Source organism: Pseudomonas sp. TUM25319 (genome assembly GCF_056388475.1).
Genome location: NZ_CM150751.1, coordinates 5581561 through 5605849, shown reverse-complemented (window position 1 = coordinate 5605849; position 24289 = coordinate 5581561). Strand labels below are relative to the sequence as shown.

The 24289-nt window shown below is 65.3% G+C and carries 23 protein-coding genes; 13 read left to right on the top strand and 10 right to left on the bottom strand.

Translation table 11 applies throughout. From position 1 onward, the window contains the following. Positions 1-34: 34 nt before the first annotated feature. Entirely contained in the window at positions 35-817 is a 783-nt protein-coding gene (locus AC05QJ_RS25320) for a transporter substrate-binding domain-containing protein (RefSeq protein WP_476743975.1), read from the bottom strand. 298 nt (positions 818-1115) lie between these two features. Between AC05QJ_RS25320 and AC05QJ_RS25315 the strand changes: the two genes are divergently transcribed. The 8 genes from AC05QJ_RS25315 to AC05QJ_RS25280 all read left to right on the top strand — a co-directional run bounded on the left by AC05QJ_RS25315 (position 1116) and on the right by AC05QJ_RS25280 (position 10433). Next, positions 1116-1829: a LuxR C-terminal-related transcriptional regulator gene (locus tag AC05QJ_RS25315; protein ID WP_476743974.1), complete on the top strand. Its 714-nt coding sequence runs from the start codon at positions 1116-1118 to the stop codon at positions 1827-1829. Between the two features lie 358 nt (positions 1830-2187). Continuing rightward, positions 2188-3618 (top strand): NAD(P)/FAD-dependent oxidoreductase, encoded by a 1431-nt coding sequence (locus tag AC05QJ_RS25310; RefSeq protein ID WP_476743973.1) that lies wholly within the window; start codon positions 2188-2190, stop codon positions 3616-3618. Beyond that, positions 3615-4454: a N5-glutamine methyltransferase family protein gene (locus tag AC05QJ_RS25305; RefSeq protein ID WP_476743972.1), complete on the top strand. Its 840-nt coding sequence runs from the start codon at positions 3615-3617 to the stop codon at positions 4452-4454. The genes AC05QJ_RS25310 and AC05QJ_RS25305 overlap by 4 nt, the downstream gene beginning before the upstream one ends. After that, the gene (locus AC05QJ_RS25300) at positions 4451-5719 is read left to right on the top strand and encodes an aminotransferase class I/II-fold pyridoxal phosphate-dependent enzyme (protein ID WP_476743971.1); all 1269 of its coding nucleotides are present in this window, start codon (positions 4451-4453) and stop codon (positions 5717-5719) included. The genes AC05QJ_RS25305 and AC05QJ_RS25300 overlap by 4 nt, the downstream gene beginning before the upstream one ends. A gap of 16 nt (positions 5720-5735) precedes the next feature. After that, positions 5736-6062 (top strand): chorismate mutase, encoded by a 327-nt coding sequence (locus tag AC05QJ_RS25295; RefSeq protein WP_476743970.1) that lies wholly within the window; start codon positions 5736-5738, stop codon positions 6060-6062. After that, positions 6050-8059 (top strand): aminodeoxychorismate synthase component I, encoded by a 2010-nt coding sequence (gene pabB / locus AC05QJ_RS25290; RefSeq protein ID WP_476743969.1) that lies wholly within the window; start codon positions 6050-6052, stop codon positions 8057-8059. Before AC05QJ_RS25295 ends, pabB begins: the two co-directional genes overlap by 13 nt. Positions 8060-8062: 3 nt before the next feature. Further along, positions 8063-9052 carry a prephenate dehydrogenase dimerization domain-containing protein gene (locus AC05QJ_RS25285; RefSeq protein WP_476743968.1) on the top strand — a complete coding sequence of 330 codons (990 nt, stop codon included), beginning with the start codon at positions 8063-8065 and terminating at the stop codon, positions 9050-9052. Beyond that, positions 8949-10433: an MFS transporter gene (locus AC05QJ_RS25280; RefSeq protein WP_476743967.1), complete on the top strand. Its 1485-nt coding sequence runs from the start codon at positions 8949-8951 to the stop codon at positions 10431-10433. Before AC05QJ_RS25285 ends, AC05QJ_RS25280 begins: the two co-directional genes overlap by 104 nt. Here the strand turns inward: AC05QJ_RS25280 and AC05QJ_RS25275 are convergent. The 8 genes from AC05QJ_RS25275 to AC05QJ_RS25240 form a co-directional block, all read right to left on the bottom strand. After that, the gene (locus AC05QJ_RS25275) at positions 10426-12084 is read right to left on the bottom strand and encodes an ATP-dependent DNA ligase (protein WP_476743966.1); all 1659 of its coding nucleotides are present in this window, start codon (positions 12082-12084) and stop codon (positions 10426-10428) included. The genes AC05QJ_RS25280 and AC05QJ_RS25275 overlap by 8 nt on opposite strands. Next, positions 12081-13094, bottom strand: a complete 1014-nt coding sequence (locus AC05QJ_RS25270; protein WP_476743965.1) for a ligase-associated DNA damage response exonuclease — start codon at positions 13092-13094, stop codon at positions 12081-12083. The genes AC05QJ_RS25275 and AC05QJ_RS25270 overlap by 4 nt, the downstream gene beginning before the upstream one ends. Before the next feature lie 493 nt (positions 13095-13587). Further along, the gene (locus AC05QJ_RS25265) at positions 13588-16020 is read right to left on the bottom strand and encodes a penicillin acylase family protein (RefSeq protein WP_476743964.1); all 2433 of its coding nucleotides are present in this window, start codon (positions 16018-16020) and stop codon (positions 13588-13590) included. Between the two features lie 116 nt (positions 16021-16136). Continuing rightward, complete coding sequence (locus AC05QJ_RS25260; protein WP_476743963.1) at positions 16137-16778, bottom strand: glutathione binding-like protein; 642 nt, start codon at positions 16776-16778, stop codon at positions 16137-16139. Between the two features lie 119 nt (positions 16779-16897). Beyond that, positions 16898-17104: an SEC-C metal-binding domain-containing protein gene (locus AC05QJ_RS25255; protein WP_476743962.1), complete on the bottom strand. Its 207-nt coding sequence runs from the start codon at positions 17102-17104 to the stop codon at positions 16898-16900. Between the two features lie 6 nt (positions 17105-17110). After that, the gene (locus AC05QJ_RS25250; RefSeq protein WP_476743961.1) at positions 17111-17584 is read right to left on the bottom strand and encodes an LEA/WHy family protein; all 474 of its coding nucleotides are present in this window, start codon (positions 17582-17584) and stop codon (positions 17111-17113) included. 5 nt (positions 17585-17589) lie between these two features. After that, a complete protein-coding gene (locus AC05QJ_RS25245; RefSeq protein ID WP_476743960.1) occupies positions 17590-18066 on the bottom strand; it encodes a YchJ family protein in 477 nt (158 codons plus the stop codon). Positions 18067-18070: 4 nt separating this feature from the next. Next, positions 18071-18565, bottom strand: a complete 495-nt coding sequence (locus tag AC05QJ_RS25240; RefSeq protein ID WP_476743959.1) for a DUF6231 family protein — start codon at positions 18563-18565, stop codon at positions 18071-18073. Between the two features lie 158 nt (positions 18566-18723). Here AC05QJ_RS25240 and AC05QJ_RS25235 point away from each other — a divergent pair, with 158 nt between their 5' ends. The 4 genes from AC05QJ_RS25235 (at position 18724) to AC05QJ_RS25220 (ending at position 21341) form a co-directional block, all read left to right on the top strand. Next, complete coding sequence (locus tag AC05QJ_RS25235; protein WP_476743958.1) at positions 18724-19422, top strand: PA1041 family peptidoglycan-binding anchor lipoprotein; 699 nt, start codon at positions 18724-18726, stop codon at positions 19420-19422. An 89-nt stretch (positions 19423-19511) separates the two neighbouring features. Continuing rightward, positions 19512-20231, top strand: coding sequence for a PA1041 family peptidoglycan-binding anchor lipoprotein (locus tag AC05QJ_RS25230; RefSeq protein WP_476743957.1), 720 nt, complete (start codon positions 19512-19514; stop codon positions 20229-20231). Positions 20232-20314: 83 nt separating this feature from the next. Continuing rightward, complete coding sequence (locus AC05QJ_RS25225) at positions 20315-20590, top strand: DUF1145 domain-containing protein (protein ID WP_476743956.1); 276 nt, start codon at positions 20315-20317, stop codon at positions 20588-20590. Next, on the top strand, positions 20583-21341 hold the full coding sequence (locus tag AC05QJ_RS25220) for a collagen-like protein (RefSeq protein WP_476743955.1): 759 nt from the start codon (positions 20583-20585) through the stop codon (positions 21339-21341). Before AC05QJ_RS25225 ends, AC05QJ_RS25220 begins: the two co-directional genes overlap by 8 nt. Positions 21342-21511: 170 nt before the next feature. On the opposite strand, the gene AC05QJ_RS25215 is transcribed toward AC05QJ_RS25220, so the two are convergent. Next, complete coding sequence (locus AC05QJ_RS25215) at positions 21512-21976, bottom strand: CopD family protein (RefSeq protein WP_476743954.1); 465 nt, start codon at positions 21974-21976, stop codon at positions 21512-21514. Positions 21977-22076: 100 nt separating this feature from the next. On the opposite strand from AC05QJ_RS25215, the gene dinG reads away from it, so the two are divergent. Next, a complete protein-coding gene (gene dinG, locus AC05QJ_RS25210; RefSeq protein WP_476743953.1) occupies positions 22077-24221 on the top strand; it encodes an ATP-dependent DNA helicase DinG in 2145 nt (714 codons plus the stop codon). Positions 24222-24289: the final 68 nt, after the last annotated feature.

Here is a 24289-nt window from a genome sequence, read left to right as displayed (position 1 = left end):
GTGCCCACCCGGAAGGTGGGCACCGAGGGAGCGGTTACTTGCCGCTGTAGAGGTTCAGGTCACCGAAGTGCTTTTTCTGGATTTCGGCGTAGGTACCGTCGTCGTGTAACGCTTTGATACCTTTGTTCAGGAGGTTCTGCAGCTCAGTGTTACCTTTCTTGATACCGATCGCGGTCTTGGAGGGCAGCAGATCGCTGTTCACCGGTTCGCTGACCTCGTAATCGGCGCCCTGAGGCGACTTCAGGAAGCCCAGTTCGGCCTGCAGCATGTCCTGGATCGAGGCGTCCAGGCGACCGGAAATCAGGTCGGCGTAGACCTGGTCCTGGTTCTGGTAGGCCTGGGTCTTGACCCCGGCCTTGTCCAGCACCGCCTTGGCGTAGGTTTCCTGGATGGTGCCTTGCTCGTAGCCGACGGTCTTGCCTTTGAGCGACGCGGTATCGGCGCTCAGGCCCGAGCCCTTCTTGAACACGAACGATGTCGGACCGGAGAACAGCTCATGGGAGAAGTCGATGGCCTTTTCCCGTGCCGGGGTAACGGTCATGGACGAGATCACGCCATCGAACTTGTTGGCCTTCAGGCCCGGAATCATCCCGTCGAAATCGCTTTCGACCCATTTGCAGGTGACCTTGAGTTCCTTGCAGATCGCGTTGCCCAGGTCGATATCGAAGCCTGTCAGGCTGCCATCGGCGGCCTTGGATTCGAACGGCGCATAGGAAGGATCGACGCCAAAACGCAGCTCCTTGTACTCCTTGGCCAGGGCGTTGCCGGCAGCCAGACACAGAGCAACAGCGGAAAGCGTCAGCCATGCTTTTTTCATCGTGTAGTCCTTGCGAAACGGCGAAAGAGTGGAAGTGGCCGTGCACCGTTACCGGTCGCGGCTCGACATCACAGTGATAGCAAGTTCCGCACCATCGTGCCTGAACGCTTTTTTCCTTGGGATGGCGGGCATTTCCGAGGTGGTCGAGGTGCGGCGTCCCGGGGCATCGCTGCGGGCGTGATGCTCCTTGGCGGTGCACGGAGTCAAACACTGAAACATTTCTACCCGCACGCGCGCATTGCCGGCAGATCGAACGCTGGCTAGCGTCAGCCGCTTGCCCAGGGTCAGGAGCGGGGAAATGCCGATGCATCGCGACATTGACTTCATACCGTGGTATCGGGAGTTGCAGGCAGGCTTCGACGATTGCCGCACGCCCGATGAAATGCTCGGCGAACTGGACCGGCAGGTCCGTGGATTGGGGTTCGATTGCTTTGCCCACGGGCATCGGCGCTGCCTGCCCTTCAGCGAGGCCTCGCTCGTGTTCGACGGTACCTATCCGGGGGAGTGGCTGTCCCGCTGCGGGGGGCAGGAACAGGTCGGGCGCTCGGCCTTGCAGCTTGCGCAGGGTTGCGGGTTTGCGCTGTGGTCGCGCGCCGAGTCGCCTTGCGCCGCTGTACCGGGAGATGTCCGCGAACTGGGAATGGCCTGGGGCGCGGCTGCCGCAGGCTGGGGGCGTGATCGCGGCCTGAGTGTGCTGTGCGTGGCCCGGCGAGCGGGGCGGCCGAGCGCTGGCGACAGGTTGCTGCTCAAAGCGACCTTGCGGGCGCTGGCGGACGTGCTCGACGAGCATTTGTCGCCGCTCCTGCAACCGGAGCCTGGCGCCCGCCTCAGTGAGCGCGAGGTTGAAATCCTCCGCTGGATCGCCGACGGCAAATGTTCGAAAGGCGCGGCGCAAGCGCTGGGGCTTTCGGAAAATACGGTGAACTGGCACATCAAGCGCATCCAGCGCAAGTTCAAGTCGCCCAACCGCGTGTGGGTGGCCGCCCGTGCCGCAGCACTCGGGCTGATATGAGCAGGTCAGCAGCCTTACCGTTCGTCGCCTTCATCTCCCCCTGATCGACGCCGTTTAACGGGTTCATACCGCGAAATAAACGGCAGGCGGCGGCGATTGCTCGGGTGGGAGTTCGTCCCGAGGGCTTGCGTTCTCCATTTTTCCTACAGCGTTTGACCCACCTGTCTGGGTGGTTGCTGCCTTCATCCACGGCTCCTAGTGTCTGCCCACCTGTCACTCGCCATGCGTTGCGCGAGCGCGAGCAGTGGATCCGCGGGGGCTCTGCATCCGTTTTCTCGTCCGGTCACGGTGCGCCGTCGAAGGTCGCTGTTCCTGTGCGCCCCGCCTGCCTGATTCTGGACTTCTGCTGGAGATAAGCATGATCTACGACGTCGTTGTGGTCGGTAGTGGTGCGGTCGGTGGTTCCATCGCCTTCGAACTGGCCAGCCGCGGAATGCGGGTCTGCCGGGTGGGTGAAACCCAGCGTGGCAATGCGGCTTCGCGGGCCGCCGGCGCCATGAACGGGTGTTTTGGCGAAGTGACCCGAGGGTTGCTCGCCAGTGAGCCGGGTCGCTTGAAGCTGGTGATGGATATCCAGGCCAAGGGCCTCTGGGCCCGCTGGCAGGAGCGGCTTGCCCAGGCCAGCGGCAACCCGGCGGGTTTGCTCAGCGCTTGCGGCACTCATGTGATCCTCAACTCGGCGGGCTCGGCGCAGGTGGATAGTGTCAATTACGCGGCGATAGAGCAGACCCTGCGCGATTACCAGACACCTTGGACGCCGGTAGCCACCGACCAGTTGGAGTGGGTCAACGCCTGTGATCTGGTGCGGCCCATGCAAGCGCTGCTGATTCCCGACGAAAACGCCATCGATCCGAACCTGCTGCTGGAAAAACTCGACGCCGCGCTGCTGGAAAGTGGCGGTGAGATCGTTACGGCCAACGCCCGTTCGGTATTGACCGAAGGCCACTGTGTCACGGGTGTGGCCCTGCACAGTGGCCGACATATTGCCGCCACCCACGTGGTGATCGCTGCCGGAGTCGACTCACTGGCCTTGCTCGATGGGCAGCCGGATGTGCAACGGCGTATTCCGCCGCTGTTCGCAGGCTATGGCGTGTCCATGTTGCTTCGGCTCAAACCCGGGCACCCCGGGCCGCGCACGGTGATTCGGACACCGAATCGGGCATTCGCCTGTGGGCTTCACTGTGTGCCCAGAGGGCAAGATTTGCTGTACCTGGGGGCGACCAACATTCTCACGGAACAACCCCGGACCCAGGCCCAGGTTTCCGATGTGCAGTTCCTGCTCGACTGCGCCGTTGACCAGCTCAGCCTTGACTTGCATGACGCCAGCATCGTCGACATCCAGGTCGGCAATCGGCCGATTCCCGCAGACGGCTTCCCGCTACTGGGCGAGTGCGGCTACGACGGTCTGTGGATGGCCACCGGCACCTACCGCGATGGCCTGCATCAATCGCCCTTGCTGGCCGCCTGGATCGCTGACCGCATCGAGGGGGTGGAAAACCGTCTCGACCTGTCCTGCTTCGCCCCGGTACGCGAGCCGCTGCAGGGGCTCGCCCGGGCCGAAACGGTCGCCGAGACGGTGCGGCAGATGTTCGCCACCGGCTACGAGTACCGCTGGAACATCAAGCCTTACTGGATGCCGCTGCTCGACCAGGGCATGAGCGAGAACTACACCCGGCTCATCGACGGGCTGCATCCGCGCTTCACGCCGCCGCCTGAACTGGTGGCATTTTCCTGGCTGTACCGCTCGATGCACGAGCGCCTTGCGCGTTACTACGAGGCCTGGTCGTGAGCCTGCCGTCGCGGTATCGAGTCGCAGCGCTCAACGATCTGGCCGGAGCCGGGGTGTGGGATCCCGACGGAGATCTCCAGGCCCTCATCGATCAGCATTTCGGTGGCAACCGGATGCTGGACGACCCGCGCCTCGCCGCATTCCAGGCCGATGTCGCGGAACGCTGCGCACGGATTCCTCTGGGCCACATTCTCGGCACCGTCCGTTTCGGCCCCTTGGTGCTGCGGGTCGGCAGCGGCACCTTCATTCCGCGCCAGCAGAGCCTGGGGCTGGTGCGCTGGGTCGAGCGCAACCTGGAACTGCCTGAGGGCGCGACGGTGTACGACCTCTGTGCCGGGGTGGGCGCCATTGGCCTGGCCCTGTACCAGGCAACCCGGGCACGGGTGGTGTGCGTCGAGAAGGACGCCACTGCGCAGTCGTATCTGCAACGCAACATTCAGCGCTTCGGTTGCCAGGGCGCGGTCAGTCTGCTGGCGGCGGACATTACCCGGCCTGAAGCGTTCGTCGCCGATCAGGGCGGCGTCGACGTGGTGGTGGCCAACCCGCCCTACGTCCCGCCAGAGGTCGAGCTGCTGCCGGAATGGGCGCTGCATCACCCGCCCGGCGCCATTTACGCGGCAGAACAGGGCGGGCAACTGATAGACGCCAGCGCCCGCCTGGCCAGCCGGCTTCTGCGTCGAGCCGGAGTGCTGCTGATCGAACATGGGCAAAGCCAGGTGGAGCAGGTGGCGGCATTGGTGCGCGCGCACGGCTTTGTCGACGTCAGACACTGCACCGACGATGAATTCAGTGACGCGACAGGACCGTCCGTCTTTACCGTAGGGAGAAAGGCATGAGTCACAGGTATGAGCACGAAATTGCCGAGAACGAAGACTGGATGAGCATTCGTCGGCAGCGCACCAGCGATGCGCAGGACAATGCCGTCGCCGACGGACTGACCAGCTTCGAGGTCGCGTCCCGCCAAGGCAAACGGATCACCTTGCTTGACGGTACGACGTGTACCGAATTCGTTTCCTGTTCCTATCTCGGACTGGAAAGCCATCCCGCCCTGATCCAGGCCGCACAACTGGCCATGGAGCGCATCGGCCTTCATCTGTCGTCCAGCCGCTCGGCAATGGCGCCCGTGTATCTGCAGCAGTTGGAACAGCTGCTGGGCGATCTCTATGGCGGGGCCAGCGTCACGGTGTTCAGTTCCACCAGCAATGCGCATCTGGGGGTGCTACCGCTGCTGGGCAGTGGCGGCATGAGCGGATACCCGTTGCGCGAGCGTGGTGTGATGTGGCTGGTGGACCGTACTGCCCATGCGTCGATGCAGATGCTGCGCGGTTTGCTGGCCCAGTTTGGCCCGGTACGCCGGGTCGATACCCGCGATGAGGACGGCTTGGCGCAAGCGCTGGTGCATTGTGATCGCGAACGACTGACACCGGTGTTGCTGATCGACGGGGTCGGCTCGATGTCCGGCCTGCTGCCAGTGGCCGGCCTGAGCGAGCGTCTGGGTGCCCACGGTGGCTACCTGTACGTGGACGACGCCCATGGCATTTCGATCGCCGGCCGCTACGGCGCGGGCTACGCCTTCGAAAACCTGGAGCACAGGCTGCCGGCCAATACCCTGATCGCCGGTTCGCTGAGCAAAGGGTTCGGCGGTGCGGGCGGTTTCATCGTGCTCAAGCCTGGCTACGACGTCGCGCAACTGCGTGCCCTGGCCAACCCGCTGGTGTTCGGTCACAGCATCCCGGTGCCCCTGCAGGCGGCCAATGTCGCCGCCGCGCAGATTCATCTGTCCTCGCAGATCGATGCCCTGCAGCAGGCGCTCTGGCACAACGTGCGCTACTTCGATGAGCGCACGGGCGCGGGCATGGTCAATGCAGGCTTGCGAGCCCCTGTCCGAGGCGCCCTGTTCGACAGCGAGCGCCAGGCCATGGAGGCGGCCAGCGAGCTGCGCAGTGCTCGGATCGTGGTGTTCCCGGTCTTTTACCCGATCGTCGAAAGCGGCAAGGCCATGCTGCGCTGCGCCCTGTCTGCCTTGCACACGACGGAGCAGCTCGACGCCCTGGCGTTGAAGCTGGACCCGCTGTCGGACCGGACGTCCGACCAACCTTGAGCCACGGAGGTATGCCATGACAGTCGCTTCGAACACCACTGCCGACAACCTGCTGCTCCAGCCGTATCGCGAGGAGCTGGACCGGATCAATCAGCGCCTGGTGGATTTGCTCGCCGAACGTATGCGGATTTGCCGTCATATCGCACGGGTCAAGGCGACCCACGGCATCCCGATGATGCAGCCACAGCGGATCGGCTCGACCCTGAACCAGGTGCGTGCGTTGTCGGGCTCGCGGCAGTTGCGTCCCGAGTACCTGAGCGGGCTGTTCCAGCTGATCATCGAGGAAACCTGCGCGGAAGAGTTGCGGATCATGGCGCCGGGGCCTGACGCATGCGCACGCTGATCGTCGATAACTTCGACTCTTTCACCAACAACATCGCCCAGTACCTGTATGAGGTCTGTGGCGAAATGCCGGTGGTGCTGCCCAACACCAGCAGCCTTGAACAGCTGGGGTTGGAAGGGTTCGATGCGGTCGTATTGTCGCCGGGGCCGGGACATCCCGGCAATGAAGCCGATTTCGGGGTCTGTCGCGAAGTGCTGGAGTGCGCCGGACTGCCGATCCTGGGGGTGTGCCTCGGACACCAGGGCATCAACTGTTTCTTCGGCGGCCAGGTGGCGCGCGCGCCAGCGCCGGTGCATGGCTACCGCACCCGCATCCGTCATGACGGCAGCGGCCTGTTTGCCGGCATCGCCCAGGATTTCGAGGTGGTGCGCTACCACTCGCTGGTGTGTACCCAGGTGCCGGACTGCCTGCTGGTGACCGCCCGTTCTGCCTGTGGCCTGGTCATGGGCATCGCTCACCGCGAACGGCCGATCTGGGGCGTGCAGTTCCATCCGGAATCCATCGACTCGGAGCATGGCCGGCAACTACTGCGCAACTTCGCCCGTCGGGTACAGGAATTGCGGTGCGGCGCCAGGCAGCCAGACCTCGCCGAGGTCCTGCGTGCAGTGGGTGGACCACGCACCCTGGCGCTGGAGGTGCAGCCCCTGGCACCGACGCCGATTCCGCTCGATACCTTTCGCAGCCAGTTCGCCGATCGCCCGGCGGCTTTCTGGCTCGACAGCGAACGGGCTGAAAGCCGCCGGGCGCGCTACTCGCTGATGGGCGCTTGCGACCCCGATTCAGCACTGGTGTTCGCTTATGACGTGGCGCGACATTGCCTTGAGATTCGCGGTCCGGGCGGGCAGCGCCAGGTGCCGGGGGATTTCTTCGAACTGATGGAGGCGGTCCTGCAGCATCTGCGACCCGCCCAGCCATTACGGGGGCCGTTTCCCTTCGGTGCAGGGCTGGTCGGCTACCTGGGCTACGAGCTGAAGGCGCTTACGGGCGGGCGCGAGGTTCATGTATCGGCCTTGCCGGATGCGCTGCTCTACCTGCCGCAGAACCTGGTGGTGTTCGATCACCAGAGCGACCAGGCCTGGCAGTGTCATCTCTGGGGCCCGCGGCAGTCGCCAGCATCGGTATCGGGGGCGGACGCCGAAACGGCGCCCGTGTTTCGTCCCGGGCCGGTAGCCGAGTCGGCCCTGGAGCTGGCGGATGGTGCAAGCACGTATCAGCAGAAAGTGGAGGCCTGCCTGCGGCAGATCATCGACGGCGAGTCTTACGAAATCTGCCTCACCAATCGCGCCCGCCTGCGCTGCCCTGAAGCGCCGCTGCAGGTTTACCAGCGCATGCGGGCCATCAGCCCGGTGCCTTATGGTGCCTTTTTCGAAACAGGCGATTTCGCGATCCTCAGCGCCTCGCCGGAAACCTTCCTCAGGATCGACAGCGACGGACGCATCCTTTCTCGTCCCATCAAGGGCACCCGGTCGCGGGGAAGCACCCCGGAAAGCGACCGCCGCCTGCGCGAGGAGCTGGCCGGTTCACCGAAAGACCGTGCCGAGAACCTGATGATTGTCGATCTGGTTCGTCACGATCTGAATGGTATCTGCGTACCGGGTTCGGTGAAGGTGCCGGAGGCATTCGTCATTGAAAGCTACTCGTCGGTGCACCAGTTGGTCTCTACCGTGGAGGGGCAATTGCGCGCCGATATCGGGCCGTTCGAAGCGATCAAGTCGTGCTTCCCGGGTGGCTCGATGACCGGCGCGCCCAAGCGACGCACCATGGAGATCATCGACCGCCTGGAGTCCTCGGCTCGCGGCGTATATGCCGGCGCCCTGGGCTGGATTGGCGTCGATGGCTACACCGACCTGAGCATCGTCATCCGCACCGCAGTGCTCAAGGACGGTATCGCCAGTTTCGGCATCGGTGGCGCCATCGTCGCCGATTCCGACCCGGTCGCGGAAATGCAGGAAACGCTGGTGAAGGCCAGCGTACCCTTTCACAGCATCAGGAGATGAACCTTGGAAAAGACTCTGATCATCGGTGGTGCCGGGACGGTGGGCCGCTTCATCGCCGACCTGCTGGTGGGCGCCGGACATCGTCCGATCATCATCGACCGGGTGGCCTCGGATGGCGCGCCCGACCAGCGCGTGATGGACGCGCTGTTGTTGCCCGTGCACGCACCGGAGTTGCTGCAGGCAGCGGATACCCTGGTGGTGGCGTTGCCGGAGGATGCGGCAAGGCAGGTACTGGAGCGTTATGCCGGCGCCATGCCCTCGCTGCGCCTGCTGGTCAATACCTGTTCGGTGCAGCAACCCTTCCAGCGGCAAGCGGCCAGGCTGTTTCCCGGTGTGCCTTCGCTGGGAATCAACCCGATGTTCTCACCGGCCCTGGAGTGTCGCGGACGTCCGGTGGCCCTGTGCGAGCGCGGCCAGAGTGCCTCGGCCGAGCACTTTGCTGCGCTGCTGCGCGCCCGTGGCATGCAGGTTACGCGGGTCTCGCCGGACGAACACGACCGCGTCATGGCCGTTTGTCAGGTCCTGCCCCATGCGGCGATCCTTGCTTTCGCGTTCGCGCTGCAACGTAGCGAATGCGACCCGCAGCGCCTCGCGGCACTGGCGCCGCCGCCCATGCAGACCTTGCTTGGCCTGGCGGCGCGAATCCTGGTCAATCCTCCGGAAACCTACTGGGACATCCAGAAGCACAACCCGGCCAGCCAGCAGCAGCGCGGGCAACTGGCCTCGGGCCTGGACACCTTGCATCAGATCTGCCGACAGGACACCCCGGACGCCTTCTTCTGCGAACTGAACGCTGTCCGCGATTACCTGGGGCAAGGCGTCGAGTCGTATGGCGCGGCCTGCGCGCAACTTTTCCAACTGTTGAACACCCTGCAAGGAGAAACACCGGATGCAAGAAGCCGTCAGCCCGCTGTCCAGCCTGATCCGGGACCGCTCGAAGGTGGCAGCGCTGCTGGTCATCATGCTGCCCGTCCTGCTGGTGACCATCGATAACACCATCCTCCATTTCGCCCTGCCGCGCATTGCCGGGGCGCTGAGTCCGTCTGCGGCCGGCCAGCTGTGGATGATCGACGCCTATTCGCTGGTGCTGGCCGGGCTGCTGGTCACCATGGGCAGCAGTGGCGATCGGCTGGGGCACCGTCGTCTGCTGCTGGTGGGATGCGCCGGTTTCACCCTGGTGTCGCTCCTGGTGGCGTGCTCCCAGGAGGCCTGGCAACTGATCGGCGGACGGGCGCTGCTCGGGGTGTTCGGCGCGATGATCCTGCCGGCGACCCTCGCGCTGATCCGCAGCGCTTTCGAGGATCGTGAGGAGCGCCGGATCGCGGTGGCGGTGTGGGCCACTTGCCTGACCCTGGGTTCTGCCCTTGGCCCGCTGCTGGGTGGCGTACTTCTGCAGTTCTTCGACTGGCCGGCAGTATTCCTGGTGGCGCTGCCGTTCCTGTTGCCGGTGTTGCTGCTGGCGCCCTCGATCAACGAAACCGAACGGCAGCCGGGGCGTTCGACCGACTACCCGAGCATTGCCCTGAGCCTTTGCGCGATGACGGGCGTGATGCTGGGGCTGAAAGCGGGGGCGACTGCGGGTTTTGACCTGCAAGCGCTGCTCTGTGTGGCGGGCGGTATTGGTGCCGGTGTGCTGTTCATTCGCCGGCAACTGCGGCTGGAGGAGCCGTTGCTGGATCTGCGGCTGTTTCGTGTGCCGGCGTTCAGCGTGTCGATTGCGGTCAATCTGGTCAGTCTCGGGTTGCTGATCGGTTTTCTGTTCTTCGCCACCCAACTGCTGCAACTGGTGTTCGGGCTGTCACCGTTGCTGGCCTGCCTTGTGCTGGTCCCGGGCCAGGCGCTGGGCATTGCCGCCGGGATGTCGGTGGTCTCGCTGGCGCGACGGGTGGCGCCGAATCGGCTGATCGCGCTGTGTCTGCTGCTGGCGGCCGCAGCCTTTGCGGTCATGGCGCTGGTACCTGCCAGCGTGGCCAGCCTGGGGGTGGCATTCGTGCTGATCAATGTCGCGGTAGCGGCGATCACCAGCGTGTCCAACGACCTGGTGCTGTGTACGGTACCTCCGGAGCGGGCCGGTAGCGCTGCGTCGGTCAGTGAGACGGCCTATGAGGTCGGTGTGGTGCTGGGCACGACGTTGATCGGTGGCGCCGTAGCGGCGTTGTATCGGCTTGCCCTGTCGCTCCCGGACGGCTTGTCGGAGGCGACGCGCAGGGCCGCCGAAACGCTCGGTGGCGCCCATGCCGCCGGTGAGTCGTTGCACGCCGCAGACGCCGCGTTCCGCCTGGCGGTGTCGCAAGCCAGTGCTCTGGTGGCGGTGATGGTGGTGCTCTTTGCCTGGCAGGTATTGCGTGGTCTGCGCGGGGTGAACCCTAGCTGAGCAACGCCTGCAAGGTCGCCAGGTCATCGGCTTCTTCCACCGGTTTGTCCTGGCGCCAGCGTGCCATCCGCGGGAAGCGCACGGCGATGCCGCTCTTGTGGCGGCGGGAGAGGGCGATGCCTTCGAAGGCCAGTTCGAAGACCAGGCTCGGGGTGACGCTGCGCACCGGGCCGAAGGTCTCGATCGTGGTTTTGCGGATGATCGCATCGACGCTGCGCATTTCGGCATCACTCAGGCCCGAATAGGCTTTGGCGAAGGGCACCAGGTTGCGCTCCGGGCTGCCGGGCGGGGCGTCCCAGACGGCGAAGGTGTAGTCGCTGTAGAGGCTGGCGCGGCGGCCATGGCCGCGCTGGGCGTAGATGAGCACGGCATCGACGGTGAAGGGGTCGATCTTCCATTTCCACCAGACGCCCATGTCTTTGGTCCGGCCCACGCCGTAGAGGGCGTCCCTGGCCTTGAGCATCAGGCCTTCGACGCCCAGTCCACGGGATAGCTCGCGCTGGCGGGCGAGGTCGGCCCAGTCGCGGGCTTCCAGCACCTGCGAGAGTTGCAGCACTGGCGCCTGACAGTCTGCGACTACCGCTTCCAGTTGCTGGCGGCGCTCGCGTTGCGGGCGGTTGCGCCAGTCTTCGCCGTGCCATTCGAGCAGGTCGTAGGCCAGCAAGGCCACCGGGGCGTCGGCCAGCAGCTTCTTGCCCAGGGTCTTGCGGCCGATCCGCTGCTGCAAGAGGGCGAAGGGCTGAACGGCGTTGGCGTTGCTGCCTTCATCGGGTTTCCACACTACGATTTCGCCGTCCAGCACCGTGCCGTCGGGCAGGCTGGTGGCCAGGGCGTGCAATTCGGGAAAGCGTTCGGTGACCAGTTCCTCGCCTCGCGACCAGATCCACAACTGACCGTCACGTTTGACCAGTTGTGCGCGGATGCCGTCCCACTTCCATTCCGCTTGCCAGTCAGCAACCGGACCGAGCAGGGCGTCGAACTGTTCCACCGGCTGTTGCAGGGCGTGGGCGAGAAAGAACGGATAGGGCTGGCCGCCGCGCTGGGCATGTTCTTGCGCGGTCGGCGGGGCGACCAGCGCGCGGTAGCCGTCTGCGGTGGGGCGGTGGCTGAGGTCGGTGTAGCCCACCAGGCGCTGGGCCACCTGTTTGGCGTCGATGCCGGAGAGTTGCGCCAGGGCGCGGGTCACCAGCAGTTTCGAAACGCCCACGCGGAAGCTGCCCGTGATCAGCTTCAGGCACACCAGCAGACTGTGACGGTCTAATTGCGCCCAGAGCGACGGCAGGCGCTGTTCGATGATCTCTGCCGGCTGGCCGCGCAGCGGGAGCAGTTCGTCCTCGACCCAGTGGGCCAGGCCGGCGTCACTGCTGTGCTCGGCCTCGGGCAGCAGCAACGAGAAGGTCTCGGCCAGATCGCCCACCGCCTGGTAGCTCTCTTCGAACAACCATTCCGGCAAGGCCGCCAGACGGGTGGCGATGTCCCGCAGGAGGCGGGTGGGCACCAGTTGCCGGGGCCGGCCGCCCGCGAGGAAGTACACGGCCCAGGCAGCGTCCTCGGCTGGCGCCTGGCTGAAATAGTCTTGCAGCGCCTGCAGCTTGGCATTGCTGGAGGTGGTGGCGTCCAGGCGCAGGTACAGCTCGGCGAAGGCTTTCATGCCTCGACCTCGGCGGGGCTGTCATCCTCGTCGCCATATTCGGTGACGAAGGCCCTGGCATCGAGGCCTTTTTCGTTGAGGTAGCGCACCAGAACGTTGACTGACCCGTGGGTGACCATCACCCGCTCGGCGCCGGTCTGTTCGATGGCCCAGAGCAGGCCGGGCCAGTCGGCATGGTCGGAGAGCACGAAGCCGCGGTCCACCCCGCGCCGGCGCCGGGTGCCGCGCAGGCGCATCCAGCCGCTGGCGAAGGCGTCGCTGTAATCGCCGAAGCGGCGCATCCAGGAACTGCCACCGGCCGAGGGCGGGGCGATGATCAACGCCTGGCGCAGCAGTGGGTCGTTGCGCGGAATGTCGCCGGCGTAGCGGGTCTCGGGGATGACCACGCCCGCCTCGCGGTAGACGCGATTCAGTGGCTCGACCGAGCCGTGGGCGAGGATCGGGCCGAGGCTGGCATCGATGCCGTGGAGAATGCGCTGGGCCTTGCCGAAGGCGTAGCAGAACAACACGCTGGCTTTGCCCCGCGCCTGGTTGTTGCGCCACCAGCTGTTGATCTGGTCGAAGATCTCGCGCTGGGGCTCCCAGCGGTAGATCGGCAGGCCGAAGGTGGATTCGGTAATGAAGGTGTGGCAGCGCACCGGCTCGAAAGGCGTACAGGTGCCGTCGGCCTCGACCTTGTAGTCGCCGGACGCGACCCAGACCTCGCCCTGGTATTCCAGGCGCACCTGCGCCGAGCCGAGCACATGGCCTGCGGGGTGGAAGCTAAGGGTGACGCCGTGGTGATCGAGGGGTTCGCCGTAGGGCAGGGTCTGCAGGTCGATGTCGGCGCCGAGGCGGCTGCGCAGGATACCGGCGCCGGGGGCGGCGCAGAGGTAGTGACGGTTGCCGGTGCGGGCGTGGTCGCCATGGCCATGGGTGATGACCGCCCGCTCCACCGGCCGCCAGGGGTCGATGTAGAAGTCGCCGGGTGGGCAGTAGAGGCCTTCGGGGCGGGCGATGACAAGGTCCATGGGCGGGCTGCCGGGTGGGGGCTTGTATCGGTAGAGCGATGATGGGCGGGGGAGTTCGATTTGTGGTCTGTCTTCGAAGTCATTGGTGACTGCGGGGCGCTTGTCGAGGAGACCGCATGATGGCTAACAGGTGCATGCCTTTGGATCTTCAGCGCCCTCCAGATCGAGCGCCGCCCGCGCGGCGCATCGCTGGCAATGCCAGCTCCCACATCTGCTGCAACGCGCCATGGCCTGTGGGATTCGAGTTGTCAGCCTTTGGTGCTTGGCGACCCACTGCGGGGAAGCTGTTTGGTTTGACTCGATACCGTGTCGTACACACAAGGCGTTCAACCATGGCCTCACAGACATAGGTACGTTGCAACAAATGTGGGAGCCGGCGTTGCCGGCGATGCGCCGCGCGGGCGGCGCTCGATCTGGAGGGCTCTGAAGATCCCAAGTCATGCGCCCGGCAGCGCCAACGCGGTCTGTCGGCAAGCACCTCGCCAACGATGGCTTACTTCCCGGGCACCAGCGTCAGACGCTTGCTGCCGTAGGCCCGCTCGAAGTTCTGCGTCTGCAAGGGCACGCTCTGGTACTGGCCGCGGAACCAGGCGTCGAGGCCGTTGGCGAACTGCGGGCTGGCCGGGTTACCCGACTGGCCGCTGCTGGTGAGCAGTTGCAGCGGTTCGATCTGGCCGAAGTCCACCACCATGCGTACCGCAGGTGCCAGCGTCGCCTTGAAGTCCTGGCCCCAGGCGTAGGCCGACGGGTTGAGGGTGCTGTGGTCGCCGCCCGTGGCCTGTGGCCGGCGATTGACGCGGTCACCCAGTCCATGAAGGCTGGCCACCGGCCATTGATACTGATGCAGCCGGCCCCACTGCCAGGCCTTGCGGTCGGCGCCCAGTTGCTGTTCGCCAGCGCTGATGGCCGCCGCCAGGCTGCGGGCGAGGATGGTCGGTTTGTCTTCCACCACCGGTGTGTTGCGGTCATCCCAGAACGGGCTGTCGTCGCGGCCCAGCAGGTGGTCGGCCTGTGCCGAATAGGACAGCCGCGCGTTGGCCACGAACGCCTGCCAGGCTGGCGAAGACTCCGGGCCCAGTTCGTCGAGGAAGGTCAATCGCGTGCTTTGCTGCAGGAACAGCTCATAGACCGCCGCATCGGCAGAGGTCTGGCTGAGGCGGCCATCGAAGGCCATCAGCCGGGTGTAGGCTTCGCGGGCGCGGGCCTTCTGGTCGGCAGGCAGGGCGTCGATGGCCTTTTTCAGCGGCTGGGCCATGCCCGGGGCTTCGAACATGGCCTTGAGTTTGGCGGCGAACACGGTGGTCTGGTCGTTCTGCATGGCGATCAGGCTGCGATTGTCGTGCTTGCCGTTGCCGGCCAGTTGCGCCAGGCGCTCGGCGCGCTCGGGGTACGACCAGCTGTTGGACAACTGCATGCCATAGCCTTTCGGCGCGCTGCGCTGGTTGGCATTGCCCAGCCAGCCTTGCAGCGGGTCCTGGTCGTAGGGGTGGAGCATCGCGTCGGCGTAGCCGTCCCAGTCGTAGCGGCTGTTCCAGCCCGGAGAGGGCAGCAGGCCCTGGCCTTCGCGGCGGTTCGGGTAGCGGCCGGTGACCTGCCAGCCGATGTTGCTGGCATCGGCAAAGACCATGTTCAACGCCGCCGCGCCGATTTCGCGGCTGGCATCGAAGGCGCGCTCGACGTTCTGCGCGCGGGACAGGTCGAAGAAGGCGTCGAGGCTCTTGTCGCCCTTCAGGTCGGGCATGCGCAAGGCCAGGCCGAGGCTGCCCTTGTCGCCGGTGAGCAGGGCGCCGTGGCCGGTCTCGTAGAGGGCTTCACGCTGTGGGCGCTGGCCTTTGACGAAGTAGGTCTCGATACGAGACCGCGCCGGCTGCCAGCGGCCGTCCACTTCGTATTGCACCTGGTTGCCCTGGCGCCGGATCTTTTCCAGGTACAGGTCCTGGTTGTCGCCCATGGCCGCGCTGCCGCTCCAGGCCAGCTTGCCGTTGAAGCCGGCAAGCACGAACGGCAGGCCCGGCAGGCTGAAACCGGCGGCCTGGTACTTGGTGGTGCGGATCTGCACCGGGCTCAGCACCCAGCCGCCCTGGCTGTCGGCAGCGAGCAGGCTCTTGCCGCTGCGGCTGCGTTGCGGGGCAATGGCCCAGTTGGCCGAGTTGGCGTTGCCCAGCACGTCGAATGCCGCCAGTTGCGCACTCGCCGCCGCCACCGATGGCAGGCCGGTGAGCTGGCTGGCGAGGTTGAGGCCCTTGAGCTTGTCGGCTTCGGCTTCCGGCAGCGGCTCGTCCGGGTAGTTGGGCAGCAGCCAGGCGAGCTTGTCGGCGCCGACCTTCTGCGCAAGCGTCAGGGCCGCCAGTTCTTCCTGCAGGTTCACCGACTGGCTGAAGCTGTACAGGGCGAAGATCAGCGCCGAGTCCTCGGCCTTCCAGTATTCGGGGCGGTAGCCGGCCAGCGGCGACGGCAGCTTTTCGCGGTAGCGGAACAGGTAGGCGTTGACGCCGCGGGCGTACACCTCGAAGAAGCGCTTGAGCCGTGGCGAGGCGTCGGCGTAGAGCTGGCCTGCGCTCTGGCGCAGGTTGGTGGCGCGCATGAAACGGTCGATGTCCAGCGCCTCCGGGCCGGCCATCTCAGCCAGACGCCCCTGGGCCAGCAGGCGCATGCCGAGCATCTGGCCGATGCGGTCGGAAGCATGGACATAGCCGAGGCTGAACAGGGCATCGTGGAAGGAGCTGCTTTCGATCAGCGGCATGCCCTGGGCATTGCGCCGGACCGAAACGTTCTGCGCCAGGCCCTTGAGCGGTTCCACGCCGACGGTCGGCGGTACGCTGTCGCGGACATTGCCCATCTGGCAGCCCCCCAGGCTGAGCAGGCCGAGCGCGGCGGCGGCAACACCGAAGCGAAGACGGGAAAGAGGAAAGGCTGGCGAGGCCATGGCAAGGCTCCTGCAAGGGGGTGGCGTCGGAAAGGCGCTACGTTAGTGAGCGCGCCGGCCCCGTGCAAGCGGGGGCGCGGGCTTTATTTGCAAAGCACCGCGCCGGCCGTGGCAGGTTATTTCTGCGGCGGGTTGATCTTCTCGACCAGGGCGTAGGCGCGCTGAGTGGCCGGACGGGCCTGAATACGCTCGAACCAGCCTTTAAGGGCGGGGAAATCGTCGAGATTCTGCTCTTGCCACTTGTGCGGGACGATCCACGGATAGATCGCCATGTCGGCGATGCTGTATTCCTCGCCGGCGACGAACGGTCGGTCTTCCAGGCGTTTGTTCAGTACGCCGTACAGGCGCGCGGTCTCGTCGACATAGCGCTTGATGGCGTAGGGGATCTTTTCCGGGGCGAAGCGGTTGAAGTGATGGTTCTGGCCGGCCATCGGGCCGAGGCCGCCCATCTGCCAGAACAGCCATTGCAGGGCTTCCTGGCGGCCGCGCAGGTCCTTGGGAATGAAGCGGCCGGTCTTTTCGGCGAGGTAGAGCAGGATGGCCCCGGACTCGAACAGCGACAGCGGCTGGCCGTCGGCGGTGTCGTGGTCGACGATGGCCGGAATGCGGTTGTTGGGGGCGATTTTCAGGAAGTCGGGGGCGAACTGCTCGCCTTTGCCGATGTTGATCGGGTGGATCCGGTACGGAAGGCCGGTCTCCTCAAGAAACAGGCTGACCTTGTGGCCGTTGGGGGTGGTCCAGTAGTACAGGTCGATCATGAGGGGCTCCATCAGGGAACGGCAGCGCGGGAGGCGCTGCCGTTGGTCTGCCGCGCTCTGTCGCGGCGGTCGGCGTTATGGATAACACAAAGCGCGACCGCTGTTACAGGGCGACACACTCAGGCGCCGTGGCACTTCTTGAATTTCTTATCGCTGCCGCATGGGCAGGGATCGTTGCGGCCGACGTCTTTCAATGCGTTGCGCACCGGCTCCTGGGGCGCGTGGTTGCAATGCGGGCCGTGTACGTGACCGTGGTCATGATCGTGGTGGTGATGGTCGTGATCGTGGTTGCAGTCAGGGCCATGAACGTGGGGTTGCTGGGTCATCTGGGGTTACTCCGGGACAAAATCGCCGGGAATTATCTCACCACTGCGCGACAAGTGCAGGTCGCGGGTGAAGAATAATCCGGTGCGCAGCGTGCCTTCGAGCCGGTAGTGCAGCGGTGTGTGCTGGCGCAGCAGCCTGGCCAGCGGTCTGGCGTGCTGCCAGAGGTTGGTGCGCACCTCCACCTCGAAGGTGCGCCGGTCGTGGGGATCGACCCGCAGCCATTGTTCGTGGTCGCCCTGAGCCAGCAGCAACTCATCAAGGCGCACGGAGTAGCTCAGGCCGCGCATCTGCAAAGCACTGTCGTTGGGGTTGTCGAGACGAAAATGCAGGATGAAGCGTTGTTGCATCAACCGCGCCTTCACCGTTTCGACTCTGAGCAGGTGCAGCTCGGGGTCGCGGACATCGCTGTCGAACCAGCTGGCGCAGCCGCCCAGGCTCAGCATCAGGGCGAGCACTGACAGGCGGGTCAGCCGGTTCATGGCGGTCAAGTGCCTACATAGCTCGAACAGCATTTCTTGTACTTCTGCCCGCTGGCGCAGGGGCAGGCGTCGTTGCGACCGGCCTTGAGGCCGACGGTGGGGTCGATGAAATACCATCGACCCTGGTTCTGCACGAAGGCCGAGCGCTCGCGGTGAGCATGCTCGCCCTCGAGGTCGTGCCAGCGCGCGGTGAAGGTGACGAACGCATGCTCCGGCTGGCCGCCGAACACTTCGGCCGATTCCACCTCCAGTCCGAGCCAGGTGCTCTGTGCGCTCCAGGCGGCGATGGCCTGGCGGTCGAGGCTCCCCTGCTGCACCGGCAGCGTGGTTGTCACCAGATAGTCCACCAGGCCGAGCACGTAGGCGCTGTAGCGCGAACGCATCAGCGCCTGGGCGTCCGGCGCGGGATGGCCGGCGTGGTAGTGGCCGCAGCAGGCGTCCAGCAGGTTGCCGCTGCCGCAAGGACAAACCGAAACACTCATCGCGTCACCACCAGTACTTGCCGAAGTTTTGCGGGTTGGCCCAGAACTTGGCGTTGAGCCAGTCCGGTACCTGTTTGTAGTCGCGCAGGTCGTAGCTGAACAGGCCGAGCACCTGGTCGTCGCGCTGGAAACGCTCGTTGGACTGCAGCGCCAGCGAGTAGAAGTCGGTGTCTTCCCAGCCGCTGGCAGCCAGATCGGCCAGCACGGCGACCCGGTTGGCGTTGAGATTGCGGATGCCGCCTACCAGTTCCTGGCCCGTGCGCTTGGGCAGGTGTTCCAGGCAATCGACCAGCAGTGCCAGGTCGTAGCGTTTGCCGGCCAGCTCCGGGGGCAGCAGGCCTGGCTCGGCGACGTCGATGCTGGCCTGCGGGTGCGCCGCGGCAAAGGCATCCAGGGCCGGAAAGCGTGCGCCCACCAGCAACAGGCGTTGCGGGGCATGGTGTTCCAGCAGCGCCGCCAGGGCTTGTTGCGGCGTGCGTGAAGAAAAGCGGTCAGTCATCGAAGATCCTCGTCCAATCCGTCAAGACTAGCGGGCCGGGACGTCGAGGCAAAGGGGATCGGGCCTGCATCATGGCTTATTGCTGGCGGAGATGGTTCGGCCGGTCTTTACTGCCAGAGCAGCGGTTCTGCACCGAATCCTCTGGGAGATGCAACGAAATGAGCATAGTTCGCACAGCTTTACCTCTGGTTCTGCTAACCAGCGTATTGACTGGTTGTGCAGGTTTGCAAAAAACCGACTGGCCGAAGTGTGCAGCCGTCGGAGGTGTGGGTGGCGCCGCGCTGGGCACGATCGAGAGCAGCAGTTGGGCCGGCTGGGGCGCGCTGATAGGCGGCACCATGGCCGCTGCCTATTGCCATGTTCACGGCGATGGCGACGAAGACGGCGATGGCGTGCCGGACAGCCGCGACAAGTGCCCGGGCACTCCGCGCGGGGTCCAGGTCGATGCCAATGGCTGCCCGCCTGAGCCGGTGCCGGCACCCGTGGTCGAGGAAGTGGTGGTGGTGAAAGAAGAAACCATCGTGATTCGTGACGTTCACTTCGAATTCGACTCGGCCAGGCTGACGGCCAACGACAAGCAGCGGCTGAACACCATCGCTTCGCGACTGAAGCAGGAAAAAGCCGATGCCCGCCTTAGCGTCACCGGTCATACCGACAGTGTCGGTTCGGATACCTACAACCAGAAACTGTCTGACCGTCGCGCCCATTCGGTGGTCGAGTACCTGATCGAAAGCGGTGTGCCACGGGCCAGCTTCGTGTCGGTCCAGGGCGCGGGCGAAAGCCAGCCGGTTGCCGACAACAAGACCGCAGACGGCCGCGCCCAGAACCGTCGAACCGAAATACGCATCGAGCGTTGAAGCCACGCGGCCTGTGGCTTGAGAAGTGCCACGGGCCGGTCTTTACTCCTGTGTGACTGGAAATAGCCAGTAACACAGGAGCTTTCCCCATGACCGCACTTATCAAGGCCGCGCTTCCCGTGTTGTTGGCGGCCGGCCTGCTTTCCGGTTGCGCGACCCACAGCGATGGAAGCGCACCCCTCAATCAACGGACCTGGCCACTGTGCAGCCTGCTGGGCGGGCTGGTGGGCGGCGGGCTCGGCGCCATCGAAAGCTCGGCCTGGGCAGGTGGCGGTGCCGCTGCCGGTGCGATCGCCGGCGGCCTGATCTGCTTTGCCCAGGACGGTGACGAAGACGGCGACGGCGTGTTCGATCGCCGCGACCGCTGCCCCGACACGCCGGCCAATACCCCGGTCGGCCACAACGGCTGCCCGTTGCCGCAGTATCCGCCTTCGCAGAAACCTGCCGAGCCTGAGCCGGTACAGGAAGTCATCACCCTCAGCGACCAGGGCAATGTGCTGTTCGCCTTCGATTCGTCCGAGCTGACCCCGGCAGCCCAGCAGCAACTGCAGGCGCTGGTGCCGAAACTCAGCGATCCGTCGGTGACCCGCGTGCGCGTGGTCGGGCACACCGACAGCAAGGGCACCGATGCCTACAATCAGGCGCTGTCCGAGCGTCGTGCCAGCGCGGCGGCCGAATATTTGATCAATCAGGGCGTGACGCCGCAGAAAGTCACCAGCCAGGGTCGCGGAGAGAGCGAGCCGGTGGCCGACAATGAAACCGATGCCGGCCGGGCGCAGAATCGTCGGGTGGAGCTGCACCTCAATTGATCGGCGCCGTGTCAATCGCTATGGTGGCAGTCTGTCTCCGGACAGGCCGCCACGGCTGACCACGACAATCGAGAGGCGAGACCATGAAAGGCTTCCTGGGCCTGTGCAAGGCCCTGACAGTGGTGTTCTGGTGGGTGGCACTGGTGAATCTGCTGATTCCGGCGGAAAAGCCCTTCCACCAATTGATCAACCTGGCCGCGGCCTCGCTGCTCGGGCTTCACTGCCTTGAAGTCCTGTTTTTCAACGGTCGATTGCGCGAGCGCAGTCACCGCTGGTTCGACCGCCTGCAGATCCTGCTGGTGGGTATCTTCCATATCCTGTCCATTCCCGCACCTCGCAAGGAAGCCAAGCATGCGTAAGCTGATGCTGTTGTCCGCGTTGTTCAGCCCGCTGGTAATGGCCGACGCCCTGACCGTTGCACCCCATTCGGTGCTGCGCCTGGCGAACAAGGCCAATGTCGTTCACCTGCAGCGCCTCGATGTGGCGGACTCGGCGACCCTGTTGCTGCCGTCCAGCCTGGTGGAACTGAAGGTCGATCAACTGGTGCTTGGCCGAGATGCGCGCATCGCCATCGTTCCGGCCCAGGACACCTTGCGCATTGAGGCCGGCGAGGCGCAACTGGCCGAAGGCAGCCATATTGCTGCCTATGGTTCGGCGGGTACTTATGAAAAACCGGCGCAGCCAGGGCGCAACCTCGACCTGCGGTTGAACCACCTGCAAGGGCCGTTGTTGTCCATCGATGCCCGCGGCGGTGCCGGTGCGCCGGGTTATGTCGGGCTGGACGGTGCCAACGGCAAGGCCGGTGGCTGTACCTTCGGTCAGGCCAGTCGTGGCGCCAACGGCGACAATGGTGGCAATGGTCATGATGGTGCCGCTGGCGGGCGGGTTCGCCTGGCGTTGCCGGCGGATTACCCGGCGGAGCAGATCAAGGTGCGCCTCGATGGCGGAGCGCCAGGGGCAGCGGGTGCCGCCGGCAAGCCGGGGCAGGGTGGGTCGAGCAAGGGTTGCCTGGTGTATCGCACGGCGGCCGGCGCCAATGGTCGGCCGGGAGCAGAAGGGCAGCCGGGGATGGCAGGCGCGCCGGGTGAGTTGAGCGTCCAGCGCTTGTGATGATGCATGAGTCCAGGTGGGAGCGGCTTCAGCCGCGATTGGCCGCACAGCGGCCATAAAACCAGCCTTCCCGGTCTTCCAGAAGAGTGGCGGATTCAGGTTCTACGACGGCTGCGCCGCCGATCGCGGCTGAAGCCGCTCCCACGGGATCGCAGAAGCCTTGCACGAATTCAGAACGACAACCGCGAAGCCGCCACCACCACCACGGCGATCCCCAGCAGCAGGTTGATCCCCACCATCCTGCGGATCCGTCCCAGCACCGCCGCGCCGGCAGCCCAGTCGCCGGCTTCCACGGCCTTGCGCATCTCCGGCAGCAGCAGGCTCTGGATACGCATGAACAGCGCAAACATGGCGATGCCGCCGCCAGCCATCACCTGCACATGACGTGGCATGCTGTCGAAGCCGTTGTAGTGCATATGCAACATTCCGACACCACTTACCGCCAGTACCAGAATGGCGATCCACACCCAGCTGAAAAACCGCGGAAACACTTCCAGCCACAATTGCAGACGCGCCGGGCCTTCCAGCACCGTGGCGGCCGCCGGGCGCAGGACCATCCAGGCGAAGAACATGCCGCCGACCCAGACCATGGCGGCCAGGACATGCAGGCTATAGGGAAGGGCGAAAGCGGTCATCGGGCACTCCATTCAGCGCAAAGGGCAATAGCCGGGTATGATAGCCGGCTCATCCGAAACACTGAAAATATATCCAGCCCTTTTCGGGCGCCCCGAGACCATGATCAGCAACGAACTCAAGTCCCAGATTCAGGGCGCCTATTCGCGTTTTCTCGAAGCCAAGAGCCTCAAGCCGCGCTATGGCCAGCGCCTGATGATCGCCGAAGTCGCCAAGGTGCTGGGCGATATCGACTGCGATGATGAAGGCCGGCGCAGTGGTGACCCTGCGGTGGTGGCCGTCGAAGCCGGCACCGGTACCGGCAAGACCGTGGCGTACAGCCTGGCATCCATCCCGGCGGCCAAGGCGGCCGGCAAGCGCCTGGTGATCGCCACTGCCACGGTTGCCCTGCAGGAGCAGATCGTCTTCAAGGACCTGCCCGACCTGATGCGCAACAGCGGCCTGAATTTCAGCTTCGCCCTGGCCAAGGGGCGCGGCCGCTACCTGTGCCTGTCCAAGCTCGACCTGCTGCTGCAGGAGGGCCACGCCCAGAGTGCTACCGCCCAATTGTTCGAGGAAGAAGGCTTCAGGATCGAGGTCGACGAGGCCAGCCAGAAGCTGTTCAACAGCATGATCGAGAAGCTGGCCGGCAACCGTTGGGACGGCGACCGCGACAGCTGGCCCACGGCCCTGGAAGACCAGGACTGGTCGCGGGTCACCACCGACCACAGCCAGTGCACCGGTCGTCACTGCCCCAACTTCGGCCAGTGCACCTTCTACAAGGCCCGCGAAGGCATGGGCAAGGTCGACGTCATCGTCACCAACCACGACATGGTCCTCGCCGACCTCGCCCTGGGCGGTGGTGCAGTCCTGCCCGACCCGCGCGACACCATCTACGTGTTCGACGAAGGCCACCACCTGCCGGACAAGGCCATCGGCCACTTCGCCCACTACAGCCGCCTGCGTTCCACCGCCGACTGGCTGGAGCAGACCGCCAAGAACCTCACCAAATTGCTGGCGCAGCATCCGCTGCCGGGCGACCTGGGCAAGTACATCGAGCAGGTGCCGGAGCTGGCCCGCGAGATCAAGAACCACCAGCAATTCATGTTCGCAGCCTGCGAGCAGGTGGCCGATTTCCGTCCCGGCGAAGATGCCGAGGGCCGCGAGCGGCCGCGCTACCGCTTCGTGGGCGGCGTGGTGCCGGAACATATCCGCGAGATCGGCATCGAGCTGAAGAAGGGCTTTGCCCGCCTCAACGACCTGTTCACCCGCCTGGCCGACCTGCTCAAGGAAGGCATGGACGGCGAGGTCAACATCGGCATCGCCAGCCACCAGGCCGAGGAGTGGTATCCGCTGTTCGGCACGCTGCTGACCCGCGCCCAGGGCAACTGGGAGCTGTGGACCGCATTCACCGCTGAAGACCCGGAAGACAGCCCGCCGATGGCGCGCTGGCTGACCCTGGCCGAGAGCGGGGCGCTGTTCGATATCGAAGTCAACGCCAGCCCGATCCTCGCGGCCGAAATGCTGCGTCGCAACCTGTGGAACGTCGCCCACGGTGCCCTGGTGACCTCGGCGACCCTCACCGCCCTGGGCACTTTCGACCGTTTCCGCATGCGTTCCGGGCTGCCGAAAGCCGCAGTCACCGCCGTGGTGCCCAGCCCCTTCCACCATACCGACGCCGGCGTGCTACGGGTTCCGGACCTGCGAGCCGATCCTCGCGATGCCGCCGCCCACACCGCGGCGATCATCCGTGACCTGCCGGAGCTGGTGGAAGGTTCCCGTGGCTCGCTGGTGCTGTTCTCTTCGCGCAAGCAGATGCAGGACGTCTTCGACGGCCTGGACCGCGACTGGCGCAAGCAAGTGTTCATCCAGGGCAACCTGTCCAAGCAGGAGACCCTGAACAAGCACAAGGCGCGGGTCGATGGCGGGGATTCCAGCGTGCTGTTCGGCCTTGCCAGCTTCGCCGAGGGTGTCGACCTGCCGGGTGCCTATTGCGAACACGTGGTCATTGCCAAGATCCCGTTCGCCGTGCCGGACGACCCGGTGGAAGCGGCCCTGGCCGAGTGGATCGAGGCCCGTGGTGGCAACCCGTTCATGGAGATCGCCGTGCCGGATGCCTCGCTCAAGCTGATCCAGGCCTGCGGTCGCCTGCTGCGTACCGAAGAGGACCGGGGCATCATTACCCTGCTTGACCGGCGCGTGGTCACCCAGCGTTACGGGAAGGCTATTCTCAATGCGCTGCCGCCGTTCCGGCGGGAAATTTCCTAAGGAGCGCCGAGAATCCCCGTGGGAACCGGCCTTGCTGGCGATGAGTTCCCACAATCTTTCGCACTTGT